Annotated in this window: 17 protein-coding genes; 6 read left to right on the top strand and 11 right to left on the bottom strand. The window is 63.2% G+C overall.

The window, feature by feature from the left end:
• Positions 1-90: 90 nt before the first annotated feature.
• The 4 genes from ACIQ17_RS10460 to ACIQ17_RS10475 all read right to left on the bottom strand — a co-directional run bounded on the left by ACIQ17_RS10460 (position 91) and on the right by ACIQ17_RS10475 (position 5,007).
• Complete coding sequence (locus ACIQ17_RS10460) at positions 91-1,014, bottom strand: glutathione S-transferase family protein (protein ID WP_398468135.1); 924 nt, start codon at positions 1,012-1,014, stop codon at positions 91-93.
• Positions 1,015-1,033: 19 nt separating this feature from the next.
• Complete coding sequence (locus ACIQ17_RS10465) at positions 1,034-1,234, bottom strand: hypothetical protein (RefSeq protein WP_398468137.1); 201 nt, start codon at positions 1,232-1,234, stop codon at positions 1,034-1,036.
• 116 nt (positions 1,235-1,350) lie between these two features.
• Positions 1,351-2,631 (bottom strand): MFS transporter, encoded by a 1,281-nt coding sequence (locus ACIQ17_RS10470; protein WP_398468139.1) that lies wholly within the window; start codon positions 2,629-2,631, stop codon positions 1,351-1,353.
• Between the two features lie 87 nt (positions 2,632-2,718).
• Positions 2,719-5,007 carry an FdhF/YdeP family oxidoreductase gene (locus ACIQ17_RS10475; RefSeq protein WP_398468141.1) on the bottom strand — a complete coding sequence of 763 codons (2,289 nt, stop codon included), beginning with the start codon at positions 5,005-5,007 and terminating at the stop codon, positions 2,719-2,721.
• A 192-nt stretch (positions 5,008-5,199) separates the two neighbouring features.
• On the opposite strand from ACIQ17_RS10475, the gene ACIQ17_RS10480 reads away from it, so the two are divergent.
• Both ACIQ17_RS10480 and ACIQ17_RS10485 read left to right on the top strand, forming a co-directional pair.
• Positions 5,200-6,309 carry an alkene reductase gene (locus tag ACIQ17_RS10480; RefSeq protein WP_398468143.1) on the top strand — a complete coding sequence of 370 codons (1,110 nt, stop codon included), beginning with the start codon at positions 5,200-5,202 and terminating at the stop codon, positions 6,307-6,309.
• Between the two features lie 74 nt (positions 6,310-6,383).
• Positions 6,384-8,471 (top strand): molybdopterin-dependent oxidoreductase, encoded by a 2,088-nt coding sequence (locus tag ACIQ17_RS10485; protein ID WP_398468145.1) that lies wholly within the window; start codon positions 6,384-6,386, stop codon positions 8,469-8,471.
• Positions 8,472-8,603: 132 nt separating this feature from the next.
• Here the strand turns inward: ACIQ17_RS10485 and ACIQ17_RS10490 are convergent, their stop codons facing one another.
• The 3 genes from ACIQ17_RS10490 to alr form a co-directional block, all read right to left on the bottom strand.
• A complete protein-coding gene (locus tag ACIQ17_RS10490) occupies positions 8,604-10,247 on the bottom strand; it encodes a GMC family oxidoreductase (protein WP_398468147.1) in 1,644 nt (547 codons plus the stop codon).
• A 132-nt stretch (positions 10,248-10,379) separates the two neighbouring features.
• On the bottom strand, positions 10,380-11,633 hold the full coding sequence (locus tag ACIQ17_RS10495; RefSeq protein WP_398468149.1) for a D-amino acid dehydrogenase: 1,254 nt from the start codon (positions 11,631-11,633) through the stop codon (positions 10,380-10,382).
• Entirely contained in the window at positions 11,630-12,793 is a 1,164-nt protein-coding gene (gene alr / locus ACIQ17_RS10500) for an alanine racemase (protein ID WP_398468151.1), read from the bottom strand. Before alr ends, ACIQ17_RS10495 begins: the two co-directional genes overlap by 4 nt.
• Positions 12,794-12,942: 149 nt before the next feature.
• Between alr and ACIQ17_RS10505 the strand changes: the two genes are divergently transcribed.
• Positions 12,943-13,419 (top strand): Lrp/AsnC family transcriptional regulator, encoded by a 477-nt coding sequence (locus tag ACIQ17_RS10505; RefSeq protein ID WP_398468153.1) that lies wholly within the window; start codon positions 12,943-12,945, stop codon positions 13,417-13,419.
• Between the two features lie 46 nt (positions 13,420-13,465).
• Here ACIQ17_RS10505 and ACIQ17_RS10510 read toward each other — a convergent pair whose 3' ends face one another.
• Positions 13,466-15,091: an ABC-F family ATP-binding cassette domain-containing protein gene (locus ACIQ17_RS10510; RefSeq protein WP_398468155.1), complete on the bottom strand. Its 1,626-nt coding sequence runs from the start codon at positions 15,089-15,091 to the stop codon at positions 13,466-13,468.
• 135 nt (positions 15,092-15,226) lie between these two features.
• Here ACIQ17_RS10510 and ACIQ17_RS10515 point away from each other — a divergent pair, with 135 nt between their 5' ends.
• From ACIQ17_RS10515 to ACIQ17_RS10525, 3 genes are all read left to right on the top strand, one after another.
• Positions 15,227-16,174 carry an acetamidase/formamidase family protein gene (locus tag ACIQ17_RS10515; protein ID WP_398468157.1) on the top strand — a complete coding sequence of 316 codons (948 nt, stop codon included), beginning with the start codon at positions 15,227-15,229 and terminating at the stop codon, positions 16,172-16,174.
• Between the two features lie 90 nt (positions 16,175-16,264).
• Positions 16,265-16,444 carry a hypothetical protein gene (locus ACIQ17_RS10520; RefSeq protein ID WP_398468159.1) on the top strand — a complete coding sequence of 60 codons (180 nt, stop codon included), beginning with the start codon at positions 16,265-16,267 and terminating at the stop codon, positions 16,442-16,444.
• Positions 16,437-16,616, top strand: coding sequence for a hypothetical protein (locus tag ACIQ17_RS10525; RefSeq protein ID WP_398468161.1), 180 nt, complete (start codon positions 16,437-16,439; stop codon positions 16,614-16,616). Before ACIQ17_RS10520 ends, ACIQ17_RS10525 begins: the two co-directional genes overlap by 8 nt.
• Here ACIQ17_RS10525 and ACIQ17_RS10530 read toward each other — a convergent pair.
• From ACIQ17_RS10530 to ACIQ17_RS10540, 3 genes are all read right to left on the bottom strand, one after another.
• Positions 16,613-16,783, bottom strand: a complete 171-nt coding sequence (locus ACIQ17_RS10530; RefSeq protein ID WP_398468163.1) for a hypothetical protein — start codon at positions 16,781-16,783, stop codon at positions 16,613-16,615. The genes ACIQ17_RS10525 and ACIQ17_RS10530 overlap by 4 nt on opposite strands.
• Before the next feature lie 124 nt (positions 16,784-16,907).
• Positions 16,908-18,941 carry a YgiQ family radical SAM protein gene (locus ACIQ17_RS10535; RefSeq protein ID WP_398468165.1) on the bottom strand — a complete coding sequence of 678 codons (2,034 nt, stop codon included), beginning with the start codon at positions 18,939-18,941 and terminating at the stop codon, positions 16,908-16,910.
• A gap of 120 nt (positions 18,942-19,061) precedes the next feature.
• Positions 19,062-19,732, bottom strand: a 671-nt coding sequence (locus ACIQ17_RS10540; protein ID WP_398468167.1) for a YeiH family protein, incomplete at its 5' end; no start/stop codon positions are given.

The raw sequence follows: 19,732 nt of genomic DNA on the forward strand, positions 1-19,732 counted from the left end.
CCAAAGCAGGCACGAAGCGCGCCCGTCGATTTCGTAGACTAGTCGTCCATCTTTAGTTCGGCAATTCCAGAGGTATCAGAACCTTCCGGCTCAAGCCGGCGTGATCGCAAAACCGTTGCGGGGGAAGTGGACCACCACGCTCCCGATCTCGGGATCGTCCCTGCGCAGGGCGACACGCTCCGTGTCGGCTGTCACAAATTGCCCCGTGACCGTATCAAAGCCCCAGTCCGTCGGCATCACCGCAATCGGCGTGCCGGGCAGCCAGTCCGACGTCGCTGCCACCGCGATCTCATCAGGCTCCGCGGCGCGCGCGATGGCGAGTGCTTCATCGGGCGACAGCGGCGTGCTCGCGCCATGGCCGACCGCCGCGATGCGATCCATCCAGTCCAGCACACGGGGATGCGCGGCGAGGCCTTCGGCCTCGCCGAGATTACTGCGCAGATACCAGAGTGGATGATAGACGGCGACATCGGCCAGCGATGGCGCTGCGCCGAGAATGAAGGGACCAGCTTCGCCGAGACTGCGATCGATCCATCGCAGCTGAAGACGAAGTTCGTCGCGCAACGACGGGACGCGCGGACGCATCTTCTCGCTGTCCCAGCCGTCGAATTTCCCGGCAGTGAAGCTTGCCCGATCGGCATGCAATTCCGGTGGAAAGCGATCACCATTGATACCGAAAACGAGACCCAGCGCCGTCGCGAACAGCGCCTGATCGGCCCAGCCGGCGATCATGTCGGCGAGCCCGCCCGTGCCAGGCGGATACAGCGTGGCAGCCGGGCATCTCCGTTCGAGCTCAGCGCAAATCAGCCGCGTGTCACAATAGACATCAGCACCAATCTGCAGAACGGGAATGCGGCGATAGCCGCCGGTCAGCGGCACCAATTGCGGCTTCGGTGCCATGCGCGGCTGCTCCACCGAGCGCCAGCGCAGCCCCTTCAATCCGAACACGACCCGGATTTTCTCTGCGAATGGCGAACGCGGATAGTGATGGAGAATGAGATCCGGCGCAGCCACTCGCGAGACAATCCGTCAGTCAGTGCTTGGTCGCCGATGGCGCATCCTGGATCGCCTCGAACTCGGCGAGCGGATAGACCAGTCCGTCGGGACTGGTGATCTCGATGTCCCAGCTGCCGTCTTCCAGCAGCTCCTTGGCCTTCTTGACCGCGCCCGCAGCATTCTCACGGCGGAGTGAAACGGTGCCGGACGTGTCAGTCCCTTTGACGAAGAAAGGCAAGTTCATCCTCCTTCTGCAAATCTACTGTTCGCGGCGTCATCGCCGCGTCACAACGCATCTGATCACAAGCAAATGCGCGGCGCCAGCAACTTGAAGGCGATGGCAATGCGACCTCTTCACACTCTCGCGCGCACCGCCGAAGGCCGTGTCAGTGCAAAAAAGATCAGGGCGCCGACAGCCAGACATCCCGCCATGACGATCAGCACGGCCGGCAGCCCCCAATAGGCCGCGACCGGGCTGGTGATCGACTGCATCACTGCCGTACCCAGGAAAAATGCCAGATTGGCTGCAGACAGCGCCTTGCCGATATTTTCGGGTGCCACCGCCTGGCGGACCATCGCGTAGATCAACGGCTGCATGGAGACGAGGAAGCCGAATGTCACCAGCAACACGCTGTCGATGGCCACCGGCAGCAGCGGGACACCGAGCAGCACTGCCAGCGGGTAGCCGGGTGCACCGAGCGCCATGGTCAGCAGCAGAACGGCGGCGACCAGATGAAGTGTAAGCAGCACTACGCGACGATGCGCCAGCTTACGGTCGATGATACCGGCCACCGCCGGCGCAACCACCAGCGCGAGCGTGAACAGCAGCAGCACATGCCCGGCCTCGATCCGCGACAGGCCCTTGATCGTCATCAACCAGGGCCCGGCCCAGAGCCCGCGCAACACGAGCTGCATGGCCAGCGACACGAAAGCGAGAATGATGATGCCCCGCACTGCCCGCGACACGCCGAGGCGCAGCACCGAGGCCATTTCAGCCGCGAGTGCCCGCTGCTCGCCCTCCGGACGCGCCACCGGCACGATGACCGTGACCAGCACGGCAACCACCACGGCCGCTGCTGCCGCGGTCCAGTAGCCGGCGCGCCAGCCGAAATTTTCCACGATGAAGGCCAACGGACTTGCCGACAGCAGCAGGCCCGAATTGCCGAAGGACAGAATGATGCCCGACCACATACCGAACTGCGCGGGAGCCAGACGTTTCGCCGCCAGGGTCATCGGGCACATCAGCATGCCGGATGTCGCCATGCCGATGGTCGCCTGCGACACGAAGAAAGATACCGGTCCGGTCGAGAATGCGGCGATCGCGGCGCCGACGAGCGTACCCGCGAACAGCACAAGCGATACCGAGCGAATGCTGTAGCGATCCAGCGCAACGCCGATCGGGATCTGCAGCATGGCGAAGAAGAAATGATAGGTCGATGTCAGCGCGGCCAGCGTCTGCGGCGTGACGCCGAGATCCGGCGCCATGACATCGATGGCCAGCGCCGGCGTCGTGCGCAGCATGTTGGACAGCACATGGCCGCAGGTCAGGATGAGCAGCGCCGCGATCAACGCGGCGCTGACTGGCGCCTCGATCGGTTCGGGCTTGGAAGGCAGGGAGGTTTCGGCAGACGTCATGATGCTGCTCGCCTACGCAAAAATGTCGCAGGCGGCAACCGCCACTTAAGCAGTGGCGGTCATGCAAAGCATATGTTGCGCTGCAGCTTAAGCCGCAGCGCTGATCCGGATCGGGATCGACTTGTAGGCCGGCGTACCCGATTTCAAGTCGTGCTGATCGAGCGATACCAGCACATTCGCCTCTGGATAATAGGCAGCCACCGATCCCTTCGGGATGTCGTAAACCACCGCCGTCACCCCGCGCATGACGCGCTCGACGCCGCTCGGCGCATCCAGCGTGATGTCGATGACGTCACCATGGGCAAAGCCGCGGCTGGCCAGGTCCTGCTCGTTGAAGAACACCACATCGCGACGGCCTGTGATACCGCGATAGCGATCGTTCATGCCGTAGATCGTGGTGTTGTACTGGTCGTGGCTACGGATCGTGGTCAGCGTCAGTTTGTGTTCGGCCGCGCCATCCTCATAGACGCCGGGAAATACAAGGAACTGGGCCTTGCCGCTCGCCGTCAGCCATTCGCGTTCCGACGCCGCATTGCGCAGGCGGAAGCCGCCGGGCTTCTTGATCCGCGCGTTGTAGTCCTTGAACGCGGGAAACACGCCTTCGATGGCATCGCGGATCTTGCTGTAGTCGGCGACGAAGTCATGCCACTTCACGACCGTGTCCGGCAGCGTCGCCACCGCCATGTCGGCCACGATCATCGCCTCCGACTTCAGATGGGTCGACGCCGGCTTCAGCCCGCCGCGCGAACCATGCACCATCGACATGGAATCCTCGACGGTGACGAGCTGGGGGCCTGTCGCCTGCACGTCGATCTCGGTGCGGCCGAGACATGGCAGGATGATCGACTCCTTCGCGAGCAGCAGATGCGAGCGATTGAGCTTGGTCGCAATATGCACCACGAGGTCGAGACTGCGCATGGCGGGATAGGTGATCTCGGGATCGGGCATCGCCACCGCGAGATTGCCACCGAGCGCGATCAGCGCCTTGGAGCGTCCGTCGCGAATGGCCTTCACCGAGGCGACAGCGTCATGCCCGTGTGCACGCGGCGGATCGAAGCCAAAGACACGCTTGATGCCGTCGAGCAACGCATCATTCGGCAATTCGGTGATGCCGACGGTGCGATCGCCCTGCACGTTGGAATGCCCGCGCAGCGGCGAGATGCCGGCGCCGGGGCGCCCGAAATTGCCGCGCAGCAGCAGCAGATTGGCGATGTGCTGCACATTGGCGACACCATGCCGATGCTGGGTGATGCCCATGCCGTAATTGATGATGACGCTCTTGGCATTGGCATAGATGCGGCCGAGATGCTCGATATCGGCGCGCATGATCCCCGCGGATGCCTCGATGGTCTCCCATGACGTGGCGTCGAGATCGGCCAGCAGGTCGTCGATGCCTTCGGTATGCTCGGCAATGAAGGCGCGATCGAGCACGTCCGGCCCACCAGCGGCGCGGCTTTCGGCGTCGAGCGCCACCACGGCCTTCATCATTCCCTTCAACACGGCGAGGTCGCCGCCGACCTTGATCTGATAGTAGACGGAGGACAGCTGTGTTGCATTTCCGGTGAGCATTTCCGACGGATGCTGCGGCGAGATGAACCGCTCAAGCCCGCGCTCGCGCAGCGGATTGATGGACACGATGGCCGCGCCGCGCTTGGCGCAGGCACGCAGCGTGTTGAGCATGCGAGGATGATTGGTGCCGGGATTGTGCCCGATGCAGAAGATTGCATCCGCATGATCGAAGTCTTCCAGCGTCACCGTGCCCTTGCCGATGCCGATCGACTTCGGCAGGCCGACACTGGTGGCCTCGTGGCACATGTTGGAACAGTCGGGGAAATTGTTGGTGCCATATTCGCGCACGAACAGCTGATACAGGAACGCCGCCTCATTGGAGCAGCGGCCCGACGTATAGAACTCCGCCATGTTCGGATCCGGCAATGCGCGCAGGCCGGCACCGATCCGCGCCATCGCGTCTTCCCACGAGATCGCGAGAAACTTGTCGCTCGCGGCATCATAGGCGACGGGATGCGTCAGGCGGCCGTGATTTTCCAGATCATGGTCATGCCACTTCCACAAGTCGCTGACCGTATGCTCGGCAAAGAATTCCGGCGTCGTGCGCTTGGCGGTCGCTTCCCATGACACAGCCTTGGCGCCGTTCTCGCAGAATTCGAAGGACGACGTATGCTTCGGATCGGGCCAGGCACAACCGGGGCAATCGAACCCCTGCGGCTGGTTCATGTTGAGAAGGCCGCGCGTTTCATCGACCACGGCGAGCTGACTGCGCACCGCATCGGCCACCGCGCGCAACGCACCCCATCCGGCTGCAGCGCCCTTGTATTCGCCGACGCCTTCGACCTTCTTCCTCACCACGTCCGTCATCGCAAAAACAATCCTCGTCAATTCCACAGGCCTCGAGGCCAAAACATTCCGCCTCGTAGCACTAAACGCTGCACTGCAGCGAATAGTGTTTTCAACTTTCATTGACCGATCGCGCCTGCGTATTGGACGATCCGATTATCCAAACGTAAGTTGCACGCCTATCGCCCGATTGGCTTTTTGAATGGAGTTCGGATGTCTTCGTCGCTCTTCACCCCGCTGCAGGTTGGCCCGTTCACTTTGAGCCACCGCGTCGCCATGGCCCCCTTGACGCGCATGCGCGCAGAAAAATCCACGCTCGCCGCGCGCAAACTCAATGTCGAATATTACGCGCAGCGCGCGAGCGAAGGCGGGTTGATCATCGCCGAGGCGTCGCAGGTGATGCCGGAAGGGCAAGGCAGCCCGAATACGCCCGGCATTTATTCGAAGGAGCAGGTCACCCGCTGGAAAGAAGTGGTCGATGCCGTGCATGCCAAAGGCGGCATCATCTTCCTGCAGCTCTGGCATGTGGGCCGCGTCTCGCATTCCTCGCTCCAGCCGGGCGGCAAACTGCCGGTCTCGGCGTCAGCCATCGCCATCAACGCCACCACGCGCATCGCCTCCGGCGAGACCGTGCCCTATGAGACACCACGTGCGCTGGAAACCGATGAGATCCCCGGCATCATCGAGGCCTATCGCCAGGCGACGCGCAATGCGCGCGAGGCCGGCTTTGACGGCGTCGAGGTGCATGGCGCCAACGGCTATCTGCTCGAGCAATTTCTGCAGACCCGCAGCAATCAACGCACCGATCAATATGGCGGCTCCATCGAGAACCGCGCGCGCCTGCTGCTCGAAGTGACCAAGGCTGTCGTCGAAACTTGGAGCCCCGATCGCGTCGCTATCCGCCTGTCGCCTTTTGGTGTCTCCAATGACTCCGGCGAGGCCGATCCGATGCCGCTCTACAGCTATGTGATCGGCGAACTCGGCAAGCTGAACCTCGCTTATCTGCATTTCGTCGAACCGCGCAGCAGCGGCGTCGGCCGCGCCGAGGTGTTCCATGAGAATGTGCCGAAAGCCTATGAGCTGTTCCGTCCGCTCTGGAAGGGGGTGCTGGTCACAGCCGGCGGGTTTGATGCCGCGTCCGCCGAGGAAGCCGTGGCATCGGGCAATGTGGACATCATCGCCTTCGGCCGCCCTTTCATTGCCAATCCGGATTTGCCGGAACGCATCAAGCTGAAGGTACCCTTCAACCCCTACAACCGCGCCACCTTTTATGGCGGCGAGGAAAAGGGCTACACGGACTACCCGTTCCATCAGGCAGGCTGATTTTAGCACGCCATTTCCGGGACATACGCAGGATCACGGCTTTCCCAGCTGTGGTCCTGTGTTACTTTTCAGGCATGAACGTCCAGTCCAAGATCGCCATCCGCCACTCCACCTGTCCGCATGACTGCCCGTCGGCCTGCGGACTCGATATCGAGGTGATCGACGGCCAATCGATCGGCCGGGTCCGCGGCTCCAAGCAGCAGACCTATACCGCCGGCGTCGTCTGCGCGAAGGTCGCGCGCTATGCCGAGCGCATCCATCATCCCGAACGGCTGATGTATCCGATGCGCCGCACCGGTCCGAAGGGCTCTGGCCAATTCACACGCATCACATGGGATGAGGCCCTCGACGAGATCGCCGCCAAATTCAACGCGGCGGAGCGCGATTTCGGCGCGGAATCCGTCTGGCCCTATTACTATGCCGGCACCATGGGCCTGGTGATGCGCGACGGCATCAACCGGCTCGCCCATGAGAAGAAGTATTCGCGTTTCTACGGCACGATTTGCGCCACGGTTGCCTGGACCGGCTTTGCCGCAGGTACCGGCAAGGTCGCCGGTGTCGATCCGCGCGAAATGGCGAAGTCCGACCTGATCGTGATCTGGGGGACCAACCCGGTCTCCACCCAGGTCAATGTCATGACCCACGCGACAAAGGCGCGAAAAGAGCGCGGCGCCAAGATCGCGGCCATCGACATCTATGACAACGACACCATGAAGCAGGCGGATATCAAGATCCTGCTGCGCCCCGGCACCGACGGCGCCTTTGCCTGCGGCGTCATGCATGTGCTGTTCCGCGATGGCTTTGCCGATCGCGCCTATCTCGACAAATACACGGATGCATCGCCAGAGCTGGAGACGCATCTCGCCGAGCGCACGCCGGAATGGGCCTCGAACATCTGCGGCGTCCCGGCCGCCGAGATCGAGGCCTTCGCGCATCTGGTCGGCAATACTCCGCGCAGCTTCTTCCGCCTCGGCTACGGCTTCACCCGCAGCCGCAATGGCGCCGCACAGATGCATGCAGCGCTATGCGTGCCCACTGTCACCGGTGCCTGGCAGCATGAAGGCGGCGGCGCGTTCTTCAACAATGCCGCGATCTGGAAGTTCGACAAGACCCTGATCGAGGGCCTCGACGTCATGGATCCCACGACGCGCCGCCTCGATCAGTCGAAGATCGGCCGCATCCTGACCGGCGATGCAGAGGCGCTGCAGAACGGCCCGCCGGTGAAGGCGATGCTGATCCAGAACACCAATCCGATCACCGTGGCGCCCGAACAGGCGCTGGTGCGGCAGGGCTTTGCGCGCGAGGATCTGTTTGTCGCCGTGCATGAGCAGTTCATGACCGAAACGGCTGTCATGGCCGATCTCGTGCTGCCCGCCACCATGTTCATGGAACATGACGACCTCTATTACGGCGGCGGGCATCAGCACATCTCGGTCGGCGCCAAGCTGATCGATGCGCCGGAAGAATGCCGCTCCAATCATGAGGTGCTGCAGGGAATTGCAACGCGCCTTGGCGCTACCCATCGCGGCTTCGGCATGACGCCGCGCGCCATCATCGACGAGACGCTGAAGGCCAGCGGCCGCGGCACCGTCGATGAACTCGAAGCGGATCTCTGGCGCGACATCCAGCCGGACTATCGCGCCTCGCATTATCTCGACGGCTTCGCCCACAAGGATGGCAAGTTTCACTTCAAGGCGGACTGGTCGTCGGTGCCGATCGCCAATGCCGGCCTGATGGGTGACTGGGCCGGGATGCCGAGCTTCCCCGATCACTGGGCGGTGACAGAGGTCGCGGATGCAGCGCATCCGTTCCGGCTGGCGACGAGCCCGTCGCGCAGTTTCCTCAATACGAGCTTCAACGAGACGCCATCATCCCAGGCGCGTGAGGGTGTGCCCACGGTGATGATTCATCCCGTCGACGCAGCGGAACATGACATTGCCGACGGCGATGCGGTCACCCTCGGCAATCCGCGCGGCGAGACCACGCTGACGGCGCGCATCTTCGACGGCGTCCGCCGTGGCGTGTTGATTGCGGAATCGATCCATCCGAACAGGTCCCATATCGGCGGACGGGGGATCAACATGCTGACCGGCGGCGAAGCGATTGCGCCCTATGGGGGAGCGCCGTTCCACGACAACAAGGTGTGGGTGAGGAAGGCGTAAATTCCAGACTGTCATCGCCCGGCTTGACCGGGCGATCTAGTAAACACCGGCTTCGGTGATTAAGCACACAAGTCAAGGCCTACTGGATCACCCGCTTTCGCGGGTGATGACAATCGGGAACGTGGCCAGCAATCACCGCACATCCTCCAGAATCATATCCGACGCCTTTTCAGCGATCATGATCACCGGCGCATTTGTATTTCCCGACATCAGGTCCGGCATGATCGACGCATCGATCACCCGCAGCCCTTCGATGCCCCGCACCCGCAGCCGCTGATCGACCACAGCGCGCGCATCGCTGCCCATGCGGCAGGTCGAGGTCGGATGATAGACCGTGCTGCCGCGCTGGCGACAGTAAGAGAGCCACTGCTCGTCGGTGACGGTGCCCGGGCCGGGCTCGACTTCCCTGGTAACGAACGGCTTCATTGCCGGCGCGTTGAGAATGTTGCGCAGGATCTTCAACCCTTCGACATTCGCGGTGCGATCCGTTTCCGTCGCCAGATAATTGATGCGAATGGCCGGTGGCACCGATGGATCGGCGCTCTTGATCCTGAGTGAGCCCCGGCTTTCCGGACGCAACTGACACACCGATGCCGAATAGCCCGAGAACGGATGCAGCTTCTCGCCCATCTTGTCCGTCGAGAAGGGCAGGAAATGGATCTGGATATCCGGCGATGCCATGCGCGGATCGGTCTTGAAGAATGCGCCGGTGGTGCCTGCCGCATAGGTCAGCGGGCCCTTGCGGAGCGCGGCATATTGCAGGCCCATCATCACCTTGCGGACGGGATGATTGACGAAGTCATTGAGCGTGATCTTCTGCGGGCATTCCATCACCATGCGCACCTGCATGTGATCCTGCAGATCGGCGCCGACGCCGGGGGCATCGAGCAACACATCGATGCCATGTTCCTTCAAAAGATCGGCGGGACCAATTCCCGAGAGCTGCAGGAGCTGTGGTGAATTATAGGCGCCGCTGGACACCAGCACTTCCTTGCGCGCGAAGGCGGTCTTGACCTTGCCATGCTGCTTGAACTGCACGCCGATCGCACGCTTGCCTTCGAAGACGAGCCGCTGCGCCGGCGCATCGGTTTCCACGCGCAGATTGCCATGGCCGTTCTTCAGCGCCGGTCGCAGATAGGCGCGTGCTGTCGATGCGCGGCGCCCGCCTTTGGTCGTGGTCTGGAACCAGCCGGCGCCTTCCTGCGTCGCACCGTTGAAATCGTTGTTGATGGGAAGACCGGTCTGCGCCGCAGCGGCGATGAACGCCTCCGACAGCGGATCGGGGCAGCGCGAGTCCGACACCGGCAGCGGGCCTCCGACACCGTGATATTCGTCCGGTCCGCGCGTCTGGTTCTCGGCCTTCTTGAAGTAGGGCAGCACGTCATCGTAGCCCCAGCCGGCATTGCCGAGCTGGCGCCAGCGATCGTAATCCTCATGCTGGCCGCGCACATAAAGCAGGCCATTGATGGATGAGGAGCCACCGAGCACTTTTCCACGCGGCTGAAACACCTTGCGGTCGTTCAGGCCGGGCTCGGGCTCGGTCTCATACATCCAGTTGACGGATTTTTCCTTGAACAGCTTGCCGTAGCCGAGCGGGACATGGATCCAGATATTGCGATCCTGCGGGCCGGCCTCGAGCAGCAGCACCGAATGTTTGCCCGACGCCGACAGACGGTTGGCAAGCACGCATCCGGCCGAGCCGGCACCGACGATGACGTAATCAGCCTCGATGGCATCAGCCGGCGACCGTCGCGCCGACGCAGTTGAACCGCTCATGTTTCCCCCGAATGGTTTTCGCGAAGTGAAAACGGAAATCGCGGGGAAGGCAACAGGCGGACACGCGCAACATGGCCGGCATGCGCGTCACTCCCTCTCCCCGCATCTTGCGCGGGGAGAGGTCAAGAACGCTCAGTTATATCGCGCGATCGCCAGTGCGCTGACATCCAGCTCCGGGGCCCTGCCGGCGAGCTGGTCGGACAGCACGCGGGCGGTGCCACAGGCCATGGTCCAGCCGAGCGTGCCGTGGCCGGTGTTGAGATGGAGATTGCCGAACCTGGTCGGTCCCACGATCGGCGGACCATCCGGCGTCATCGGCCGCAGCCCGCTCCAGAAGGTCGACTGCGCGAGGTCGCCCGCCTTCGGGAACAGGTCCGTCAGCGACTTGTCGAGCGGCAGACGGCGCGGCGCGGTCGGCTGCGGCGTGTAATTGCCGACCTCGGCCGTGCCGCCGACGCGGATGCGATCGCCGAGACGCGTAATCGCCACCTTGTAGCTCTCGTCCATCACCGTCGATTCCGGCGCCACCGTCGCATCGGTGATCGGCACCGTCAGCGAATAGCCCTTCACCGGATAGACCGGCGCATCGATGCCGAGCGGACGCAGCAGCAGCGGCGAGAAGCTGCCGAGCGCCATCACATACTGATCAGCCGTGAATACGCCCTTGTCCGTCGTCACCTGCGCGACGCGGCCACCCGTGGCATCGACCGACTTGATGGTTGTCTCATAGATGAATTTGACGCCAAGACCGGCGGCGATCTTCTCCAGCGCCTGCGTGAACAGATGGCAATCGCCGGTCTCGTCATCGGGCAGACGCAAGCCGCCGACGAACAGATCCTGCACGCCGGCCAGACCCGGCTCGTATTGCACGCAGCCGGCGCGATCGAGCACCTGATAGGGCACGCCATACTGCTTGAGAATCTCGATATCGCTACCGGCGCCATCGAGCTGCGCCTGCTTGCGGAACAGCTGCAGCGTGCCCTGGCTGCGCTCGTCATAGGCGATGCCGATATCGGCGCGCAGCGCACGCAACTGGTCGCGGCTGTATTCCGCGATGCCGACCATGCGCGACTTGTTGAGCGCGTAGCGCTCGCTGGTGCAGTTGCGCAGCATCTGCAACATCCAGCGCCACTGATACGGATCGGCCTGCGGACGCACCACCAGCGGGCCATATTTGTCCATGATCCAGCCGATCGCCTTTTTCGGCACGCCCGGCCCTGCCCAGGGCGAGGCATAACCCGGCGACACTTCACCGGCATTGCCGAAACTGGTCTCCAGTGCCGGGCCGGGCTGACGGTCGATCACCGTCACCTCGAAACCCGCCTTGGCGAGATAGTAGGACGTGGTGACGCCGATCACGCCGGCGCCGAGAACGAGAACTTTCATAGTGCAGTCATCCCAGCACGACCGCGCCAGCGCGCGTCGATTTCCTCAGCATAGATACGTTCGTAGCGGCGGCCGAGCGATGTCAGCATCTCGTAGCCGATGGTGCCGGCTGCCGATGCGAGATCGTCGATCGACTGGTGGCCGCCAATGATTTCTACCTGCGAACCGCGTGCCAAAGCGCCTTCGGGCAGGTCGCTGCAATCGACGATCAGCGAGTCCATCGAGACCCGTCCTGCCACCGGCAGCCGCTTGCCGCGGAAATAGACCGCGCCAGCGTTGCCGAAGGCGCGTTGCAGCCCGTCGGCATAGCCGATCGCCAGGGTGGCGAGCCGTGTTGGGCGCGCCGTCTTCAGCGTCCAGCCATAGCCCACATGCGCACCGGCTTCGACATCGCGCACCTGCACCACCTGTGCAGTGAGCCGAACGACCGGCAGCATCGGATTGACCTGGCCGGGCAAGGGATTAATGCCGTAGAGCGCGGCACCCGGCCGCACAAGATCGTGGTGGAATGCGCCACCGATGAAGATGCCGGACGAATTGGCGAGTGATCTGCGAATGCCCGGAAACCGCTGCGCCAGCACGGCAAACGTCTCACGCTGATACTCATTGGCGGGATGCGCAGTTTCATCGGCGCAGGCAAGGTGACTCATCACCAGCGCCACATCGATGCCGGCGAGCGGCGCATCGACAAATTGAGCCACTTCACGCGGCGTCATGCCGAGCCGCGACATGCCGCTATCGACCTGTACCACCGCAGCCAGCTTTCGCCCGCTCTCACACGCCTGCTGCGACCAGGCCTGCGCCTGATCGAGCGAGTTCAGCACCGGCACGATGCCCGCCGCGGCGCAATCGCCCTCACCGCCAAGCGGCAGGCCGTTGAGCACATAGATCGTCACATCGCGCGGCAGATGGTGGCGGAGATCGAGCGCCTCATCGAGATGGGCGACGAAGAAGGAGCGACAACCAGCCTGATACAGTGCCGGGGCGACGCGATCGGCGCCAAGCCCATAGGCATCCGCCTTGACCACGCCGGCACAGGTGACACGCGGTCCGACCTTGCCGGCAAGCAGCCGGTAATTGCGCCCGATCCCCGCCAGATCGATGGTCAGCACCGCGCCGGCATGCTGCACCATGTCATTCACTTCCACACGCGCCAGCATGACCGCTACCTCCATTCGAGGACCAACGCGTTACTATCTCACCCCATTCGCGGCGCTTTACGGCGATTTGGGCCACTGATATCGTACTGGACGCCGGATTCCGGCGACCTGTGACGCAATATTAGTGAATTCCTGCGCCTTGAGGGAACATGACCCCCGACCTTGATTCCATCGACCGAAAAATTCTGCGTGAAGTGGTTCAGGACGCCCGCATCAGTCAGATGGCGTTGGCAGAGAAGGTCGGCCTGTCGCCCACCGCCTGCACCCGGCGGCTGGGGGCGCTGGAAAAAAAGGGTATCGTCCGCGGCTATGCCGCCGAGGTCGATGCGGCGGAGCTCGGCTACATGATGACGGTGCATGTCCACATCACGCTGGACAAGCAGAGCGAAGACGCGCTTTCCGCCTTCGAGCGCGCCATCGCACAGTGCCCGGATGTGGTGTCCTGCTATCTGATGTCCGGCAATGACGACTATCTCGTCCATGTGCAGGCGCGCGACATGCAGGACTATGAGCGCATCCACAAACAGCACCTGTCGCGCATGCCGGGCGTTTCACGGCTGCATTCGAGCTTTGCGATGCGGACCGTCGTGAAGCGTGGCGTGTCGCTATCGGCGCTGAAGGGATGACCTAACCTCTCCCCGCTCTTTGCGGGGAGAAGGAAACAAGCGCAGTCTAGTTCGGATGCAGCCCGGGTGCTTCCTGTCCGGTGCGCTCGACATATTCCGTATAGCCGCCACCATACTGATGGATGCCATCCGGCGTCAGTTCGAGCACGCGGTTCGATAGCGCGGCCAGAAAATGTCGGTCATGCGACACGAACAGCATGGTGCCCTCGAAATCCGCCAGCGCCTTGATCAGCATTTCCTTTGTGGCCATGTCGAGATGGTTGGTCGGCTCGTCGAGCACCAGGAAGTTCGGCGGATCGAACAGCATCTTCGCCATCACGAGACGCGCCTTCTCGCCGCCTGAGAGCACCCGGCAGCGCTTCTCCACGTCGTCGCCGGAGAAGCCGAAGCAGCCGGCCAGCGCACGCAGCGTGCCCTGCCCTGCCTGCGGGAATGTGTCTTCGAGATTCTGGAAAATGGTGCGCTCGCCATCGAGCAGGTCCATCGCGTGCTGGGCGAAATAGCCCATTTTCACGCTGCCGCCGACGGTGACGCTGCCCGTATCAGGCTCGGACGCGCCGGCTACCAGCTTCAGCAGCGTCGACTTGCCGGCACCGTTGATGCCCATGATGGCCCAGCGCTCCTTGCGACGGACCATGAAGTCCAACCCGTCATAGATCACCTTGCTGCCATAGGCCTTGTTCACGCCTTTCAGCGCGACGACATCCTCGCCCGAACGCGGCGCCGGCAGGAAATCGAACGCCACCGTCTCGCGGCGCTTCGGCGGCTCGACGCGCTCGATCTTGTCGAGCTTCTTGACGCGGCTCTGCACCTGCGCGGCATGCGAGGCGCGTGCCTTGAAGCGCTCGATGAACTTGATTTCCTTGGCGAGCATCGCCTGCTGGCGCTCGAACTGCGCCTGTTGCTGCTTCTCGTTCATGGCGCGCTGCGCCTCGTAAAACTCGTAGTCGCCGGAATAGGAGTTCAGCGAGCCACCATCGATCTCCATGATCTTGGTGACGATGCGGTTCATGAATTCGCGGTCATGCGAGGTCATGAGCAGCGCGCCCTCATAACCCTTGAGGAAGCCTTCGAGCCAGATCAGGCTTTCGAGGTCGAGATGGTTCGAAGGTTCGTCGAGCAACATCACATCCGGGCGCATCAGGAGAATACGGGCCAGCGCCACGCGCATCTTCCAGCCGCCCGACAGTTTGCCGACATCGCCGTCCATCATTTCCTGCGAGAAGGACAAGCCATCCAGCACTTCGCGCGCACGGCCTTCCAGCGCGTAGCCATCAAGCTCCTCGAAACGCGCCTGCACCTCGCCATAGCGGCTGATGATTTCGTCCATCCTGTCGGCCTGGTCCGGATCGCCCATCGCCGCTTCCAGCTCCTTCAGCTCGGCGGCGACGACGCTGACCGGGCCGGCGCCTTCCATCACTTCGGCCACCGCGCTGTGGCCGGACATCTCGCCGACATCCTGGCTGAAATAGCCGATGGTGACGCCGCGCTCGACCACCACCTGGCCCTCATCCGGCAGCTCGCGACCGGTGACCAGCCGGAACAGCGTGGTCTTGCCGGAGCCGTTGGGGCCGACAAGGCCGATCTTCTCGCCTTTCAGCAGCGCGCCGGCGGCTTCGATGAAGACGATCTGATGACCGTTCTGCTTGCTGATATTGTCGAGGCGGATCATGGGCAGGCGAACTCGCGGGGCAAATGGAAGGCCTCGCAATAAGGCATCGGGCCAGCCCGCGAAAGGATATTTTGCGCTGCAAAAGCCGATCAGGCGGCTATGCTGCGCCGGTAGATCCGGAACTTGGGGCCCTCCATGACGCAGACCATTCAGCCGACACCCGCCACCGTGCATTGGGGCTATTTCGACGCCAAACAGGCCCCAATTGCCACCATCGAGCCCGGCGAAACGGTCGTCATGACCAGCGTCAGCGGCAATCAGGACCATCTCCCGACCGATCCCAGCATGACGCCGCGCCCGGAGCTGCTGGCCATTATCGATGCGGTGAGGCCCGATCTCGGGCCGCATATCCTCACCGGCCCTGTGGCCGTGCGCGGCGCCGAACCGGGCGATGCGTTGCGCATCGAGATCAAGGACGTCCAGCTCGCCGATGACTGGGGCTACATGCTGTTCCGCCCGGGCATGGGCACCCTGCCCGACGACTTCGACTATTTCCGCCGCCTGCACATCGGGCTTGATCGCGCCAAGAACATCGTCAGGACGCCATGGGGCATCACGCTGAAGGCGCAGCCCTTCTTCGGCGTGATGGGCACGGCGCCGAAGCCGGACGTCGGCCGTGCTTCGTCGACCATGCCATCGCATTTCGGCGGCAATATCGACAACAAGGAGCTTGGCGCCGGCAGCGTTCTCTATCTGCCGGTCTGGACTGCGGGCGGGCTGTTCTCCTGCGGCGACGGCCATGCCGTGCAGGGCGATGGCGAAGTCTGTGTGACGGCGGTCGAGACCGGCCTCACCGGCACCTTCAAGATCGACCTCGTCAAGAATGCGCAGCTCGAGGCGCCCTATGCCGAGACGAAGGACCATTTGATCACCATGGCCTTCAATTCCGATCTCGATGAAGCCGCGCGCATCGCGCTGCGCCGGATGATCGCCATGGTGGCAGCGCGCACCACGCTCTCATCCGAGGACGCCTACATGCTCTGCAGCCTCGCGGCGGACGTTCGTGTCACGCAGCTCGTCAATCTGGAAAAGGGGATCCATGTGATGATGCCACACGAGGTGATCGCGCAAGCCGGACGTTGACGACCCGGCTTCGAAACATTCTTCGCAAATCCGGGGAACGAGGGCCGATCAGTCGCGTTATGCGCGCGACTGATCTCTGGCGAATGTCCAATGTCCTGGTTGTTGTATCTCCCCACCCGCGAACTCGCTGACGCGCTGCAGACGCAGCACACCGAGAACACCAATGTCGTAATCGACGTCAGCGGCAACTGGGACGCTCCCCGCTTGCCTGCGGACAGCGCGCCGCTGCAGCCAGTGGCGCTTCATGGCGAGGAGCCGGCCTATGGATAGTCTTGCCCCCGACATCGCCGCAACGCCACGCACGAGCCTGCAGACCTGGCTCGATCCGTTGGTGACGGAATGTGCCTGCGGCTGGCATGGCCCGAAGCTGCGCTTGATCCCCGTGCAGGACTCGCAGCGGCGCCTTTGTCCGGAATGTCTGATGGATGTCGCGCCGCGCTAGCGATTGCGCCGCTGCCCCGCCAGCCACCGGTTATTTTCGGCCAGCGTTTTCAAGGCAAGCGCGACTTGTCGCAACTCGTTGCGTTCGGCGCCCGGCGGCAAGGCGCGTGCCTTGCGCAAGGCGATGCGGGCGAGATCTTGAAGTTCCTCTGCGATGCGTTGGGTCATGCGGTACCAACGCTTCAAAAGGGAACTCGGACGCCCGTGCGGAACAGCTATTCACGCGGAACCCGGCAGGAACTTTCGGGAACTCGGCAACATCACACGTACGTCAGACGTGGAACCGCTCCGCTCACTTGCGGATCATCGGAACGCCCTTGGTCGTGAAGCGCTGCGTCTTGCCCCCACCGGGGCGAACCGGACGCTTGGTGCCCGCAGCCTTACCCGTTCCCGGCGGCTGATGCGCCGGCACGAGTTGTTCAGGTCGCGACCCGATCAGATCGGCGCGTCCCATCGCCCGCAATGCATCGCGCAGGATCGGCCAGTTATCCGGGTCGTGATAGCGCAGGAACGCCTTGTGCAACCGGCGCTGCCGCAGGCCCTTGATCGCCTCGACCGGTTCGCTCGCGCCGTGACGCACGCCGCGCAGCGGATTGACGCCGGTGTGATACATGGCCGTTGCGGTGGCCATCGGTGACGGCAGGAAGGTCTGCACCTGATCTGCGCGGTAGCGGTTCTTCTTCAGCCACAGCGCGAGATTCATCATGTCCTCATCCGTCGTGCCCGGATGCGCCGCGATGAAATACGGAATCAGGAAGTACTTCTTGCCAGCCTTCTGCACGGCGGCGTCGAACATCTTCTTGAATCGGTTATAGGTGCCGATGCCCGGCTTCATCATCTTGTCGAGCGGCCCGCGCTCCGTATGCTCCGGCGCAATCTTCAGATAGCCGCCGACATGATGGGTGACGAGCTCCTCGACATATTTCGGGCTCTGCACCGCCAGATCGTAGCGCACGCCTGAAGCGACCATCACCTTCTTGATGCCCTTGGTCTCGCGCACCTTGCGATACAGGCTGATCAGCTCGTCATGCGAAGTGTTCAGGTTCGGGCAGATGTCCGGAAACACGCAGGATGGCAGCCGGCAGGCCTTCTCGACCTTCGGATCCTTGCACGCCATCCGATACATGTTCGCGGTCGGCCCGCCGATGTCGGAGATCACGCCGGTGAAGCCCGGCGTCTTGTCGCGGATCTTTTCGATCTCCTGCAGGATCGATTTTTCCGAACGGTTCTGGATGATGCGGCCTTCATGCTCGGTGATCGAGCAGAAGGTGCAGCCACCGAAGCAGCCGCGCATGATGGTCACCGAGAACTTGATCATGTCCCAGGCGGGGATCTTCTGATCGCCATAGGACGGATGCGGCGCGCGCGCATAGGGCAGATCATAGACCGCATCCATCTCATCGGATGTCAGCGGGATCGGCGGCGGATTGAGCCAGAGGTCGCGATCGCCATGCTTCTGCACCAGCGCTCGCGCGTTGCCGGGATTGGCTTCACGATGCAGCACGCGCGAGGCGCGCGCATAGGCTTCCTTGTCCTGCTCGACCTGCTCACAGGACGGCAGCCGCACCACCGTGTCGCCGCTCTGGCGTGACGCGCCTTCATCGGCGGAATCGAGATCATCCGCCGGCAGTTCGGTGTAGTTCTCGGGCACGCGGCGGAACAGCGCGACGCCGCGGATGTCGTCGAGATCGCGCGGCGATTCGCCGTCGGCGAGACGATGCGCGACCTCGACCACGGCGCGCTCGGCATTGCCGTAGAGCAAGAGATCGGCCTTGGCGTCGGCGAGGATCGAGCGGCGCACCTTCTCCGACCAGTAATCGTAATGCGCGATGCGGCGGAGCGAGGCCTCGATGCCGCCGAGAATGATCGGCACATCCTTGAACGCCTCGCGGCAGCGCTGCGCATAAACCACGGTGCAGCGATCCGGCCGCTTGCCGCCTTCGCCGCCCGGCGTATAGGCGTCGTCGCTGCGAATGCGGCGATCCGCGGTGTAGCGGTTCACCATCGAATCCATATTGCCGCCGGTGACGCCGAAGAACACCAGCGGCCGGCCCAGCGCCTTGAACGGCTCGGCCGAATGCCAGTCCGGCTGCGAGATGATGCCGACGCGGAATCCCTGCGCTTCCAGCAGGCGGCCGATGATGGCCATGCCGAACGACGGATGGTCCACATAGGCATCGCCGGTGACCAGCACGATGTCGCAGGCATCCCAGCCGAGTTCGTCCATCTCGGCGCGGCTCATGGGCAGGAATGGCGCCGGCTTGCGCAGCAGCGTCTGGCCCGACCAGGCCATCAGGGGTTTTTCGGCGACAGCGAGGTTGTTCATGCGCCGTGCAATAAGGTGCCGCGGCCGAAATTTCAACGGTGGCGCAGTATTTTAGCCAAAAAGGAACCGACGGACGCGCCGGGATGATGGAACACGATGCGCAGGCGGTACCCGGCGCCCTCAGATCAGATGCAGCGCGACGGCACTCAGGCATCCGAGCGCGATCAGCGACAGCGTGCCGGCCGCGAGCACGCGGCCACCCGCAGTCATCACCGCGCGCAGATCGACCGACAGTCCGAGCGCCGCCATCGACAGAACCGTCAGCACGGTCGATGCCGTCTGCAACGGTCCGAGCGTTGCCGCGGGAATGAGGTCAAACGAATGCAGTCCCATCATCAGCAGAAAACCGATGATGAACCACGGCAGCATGTCGCGCAGTGCCGGGCGCCTGCCGTTGATCCGTCCGCTCCGCAAGCCCAGCAGGATCACCACGGGACCGAGCATCAACACGCGCATCAGCTTGACCACCGTGCCGATCTGAACGCTCGCCACGCCGATCGTATGCGTCGCGGCCAGAACCTGCGGCACCGCATAGACGGTGAGGCCGGCTGCAACGCCATATTGCCACTGGTTCAGGCCCAGCACCGTGACGCAGAGCGGCAACAGCAGCACCACGAGGATGCCAAGCGCTGCGGTGAACGAGATCGACGAGGCCACATCCTCCGGCCGCGCATCGATCACCGGCGCGGCTGCCACGATCGCCGAATTGCCACAGATCGAATTGCCGCAGGCCACCAGTGTCGCAAGCTTGTCGGGCAGGCCGAGCAGGCGCGACAGCGTGTAGCTGATCA

The organism is Tardiphaga sp., assembly GCF_044340795.1.
GTDB lineage: Bacteria > Pseudomonadota > Alphaproteobacteria > Rhizobiales > Xanthobacteraceae > Tardiphaga.

Coding starts and splice junctions, on each gene's coding strand:
- ACIQ17_RS10470 (WP_398468139.1), bottom strand. CDS start 2,631: ATGACGTCTGCCGAAACCTCCCTGCCTTCCAAGCCCGAACCGATCGAG.
- ACIQ17_RS10475 (WP_398468141.1), bottom strand. CDS start 5,007: ATGACGGACGTGGTGAGGAAGAAGGTCGAAGGCGTCGGCGAATACAAG.
- ACIQ17_RS10480 (WP_398468143.1), top strand. CDS start 5,200: ATGTCTTCGTCGCTCTTCACCCCGCTGCAGGTTGGCCCGTTCACTTTG.
- ACIQ17_RS10485 (WP_398468145.1), top strand. CDS start 6,384: ATGAACGTCCAGTCCAAGATCGCCATCCGCCACTCCACCTGTCCGCAT.
- ACIQ17_RS10490 (WP_398468147.1), bottom strand. CDS start 10,247: ATGAGCGGTTCAACTGCGTCGGCGCGACGGTCGCCGGCTGATGCCATC.
- ACIQ17_RS10495 (WP_398468149.1), bottom strand. CDS start 11,633: ATGAAAGTTCTCGTTCTCGGCGCCGGCGTGATCGGCGTCACCACGTCC.
- alr (WP_398468151.1), bottom strand. CDS start 12,793: ATGCTGGCGCGTGTGGAAGTGAATGACATGGTGCAGCATGCCGGCGCG.
- ACIQ17_RS10505 (WP_398468153.1), top strand. CDS start 12,943: ATGACCCCCGACCTTGATTCCATCGACCGAAAAATTCTGCGTGAAGTG.
- ACIQ17_RS10510 (WP_398468155.1), bottom strand. CDS start 15,091: ATGATCCGCCTCGACAATATCAGCAAGCAGAACGGTCATCAGATCGTC.
- ACIQ17_RS10515 (WP_398468157.1), top strand. CDS start 15,227: ATGACGCAGACCATTCAGCCGACACCCGCCACCGTGCATTGGGGCTAT.
- ACIQ17_RS10520 (WP_398468159.1), top strand. CDS start 16,265: ATGTCCTGGTTGTTGTATCTCCCCACCCGCGAACTCGCTGACGCGCTG.
- ACIQ17_RS10525 (WP_398468161.1), top strand. CDS start 16,437: ATGGATAGTCTTGCCCCCGACATCGCCGCAACGCCACGCACGAGCCTG.
- ACIQ17_RS10530 (WP_398468163.1), bottom strand. CDS start 16,783: ATGACCCAACGCATCGCAGAGGAACTTCAAGATCTCGCCCGCATCGCC.
- ACIQ17_RS10535 (WP_398468165.1), bottom strand. CDS start 18,941: ATGAACAACCTCGCTGTCGCCGAAAAACCCCTGATGGCCTGGTCGGGC.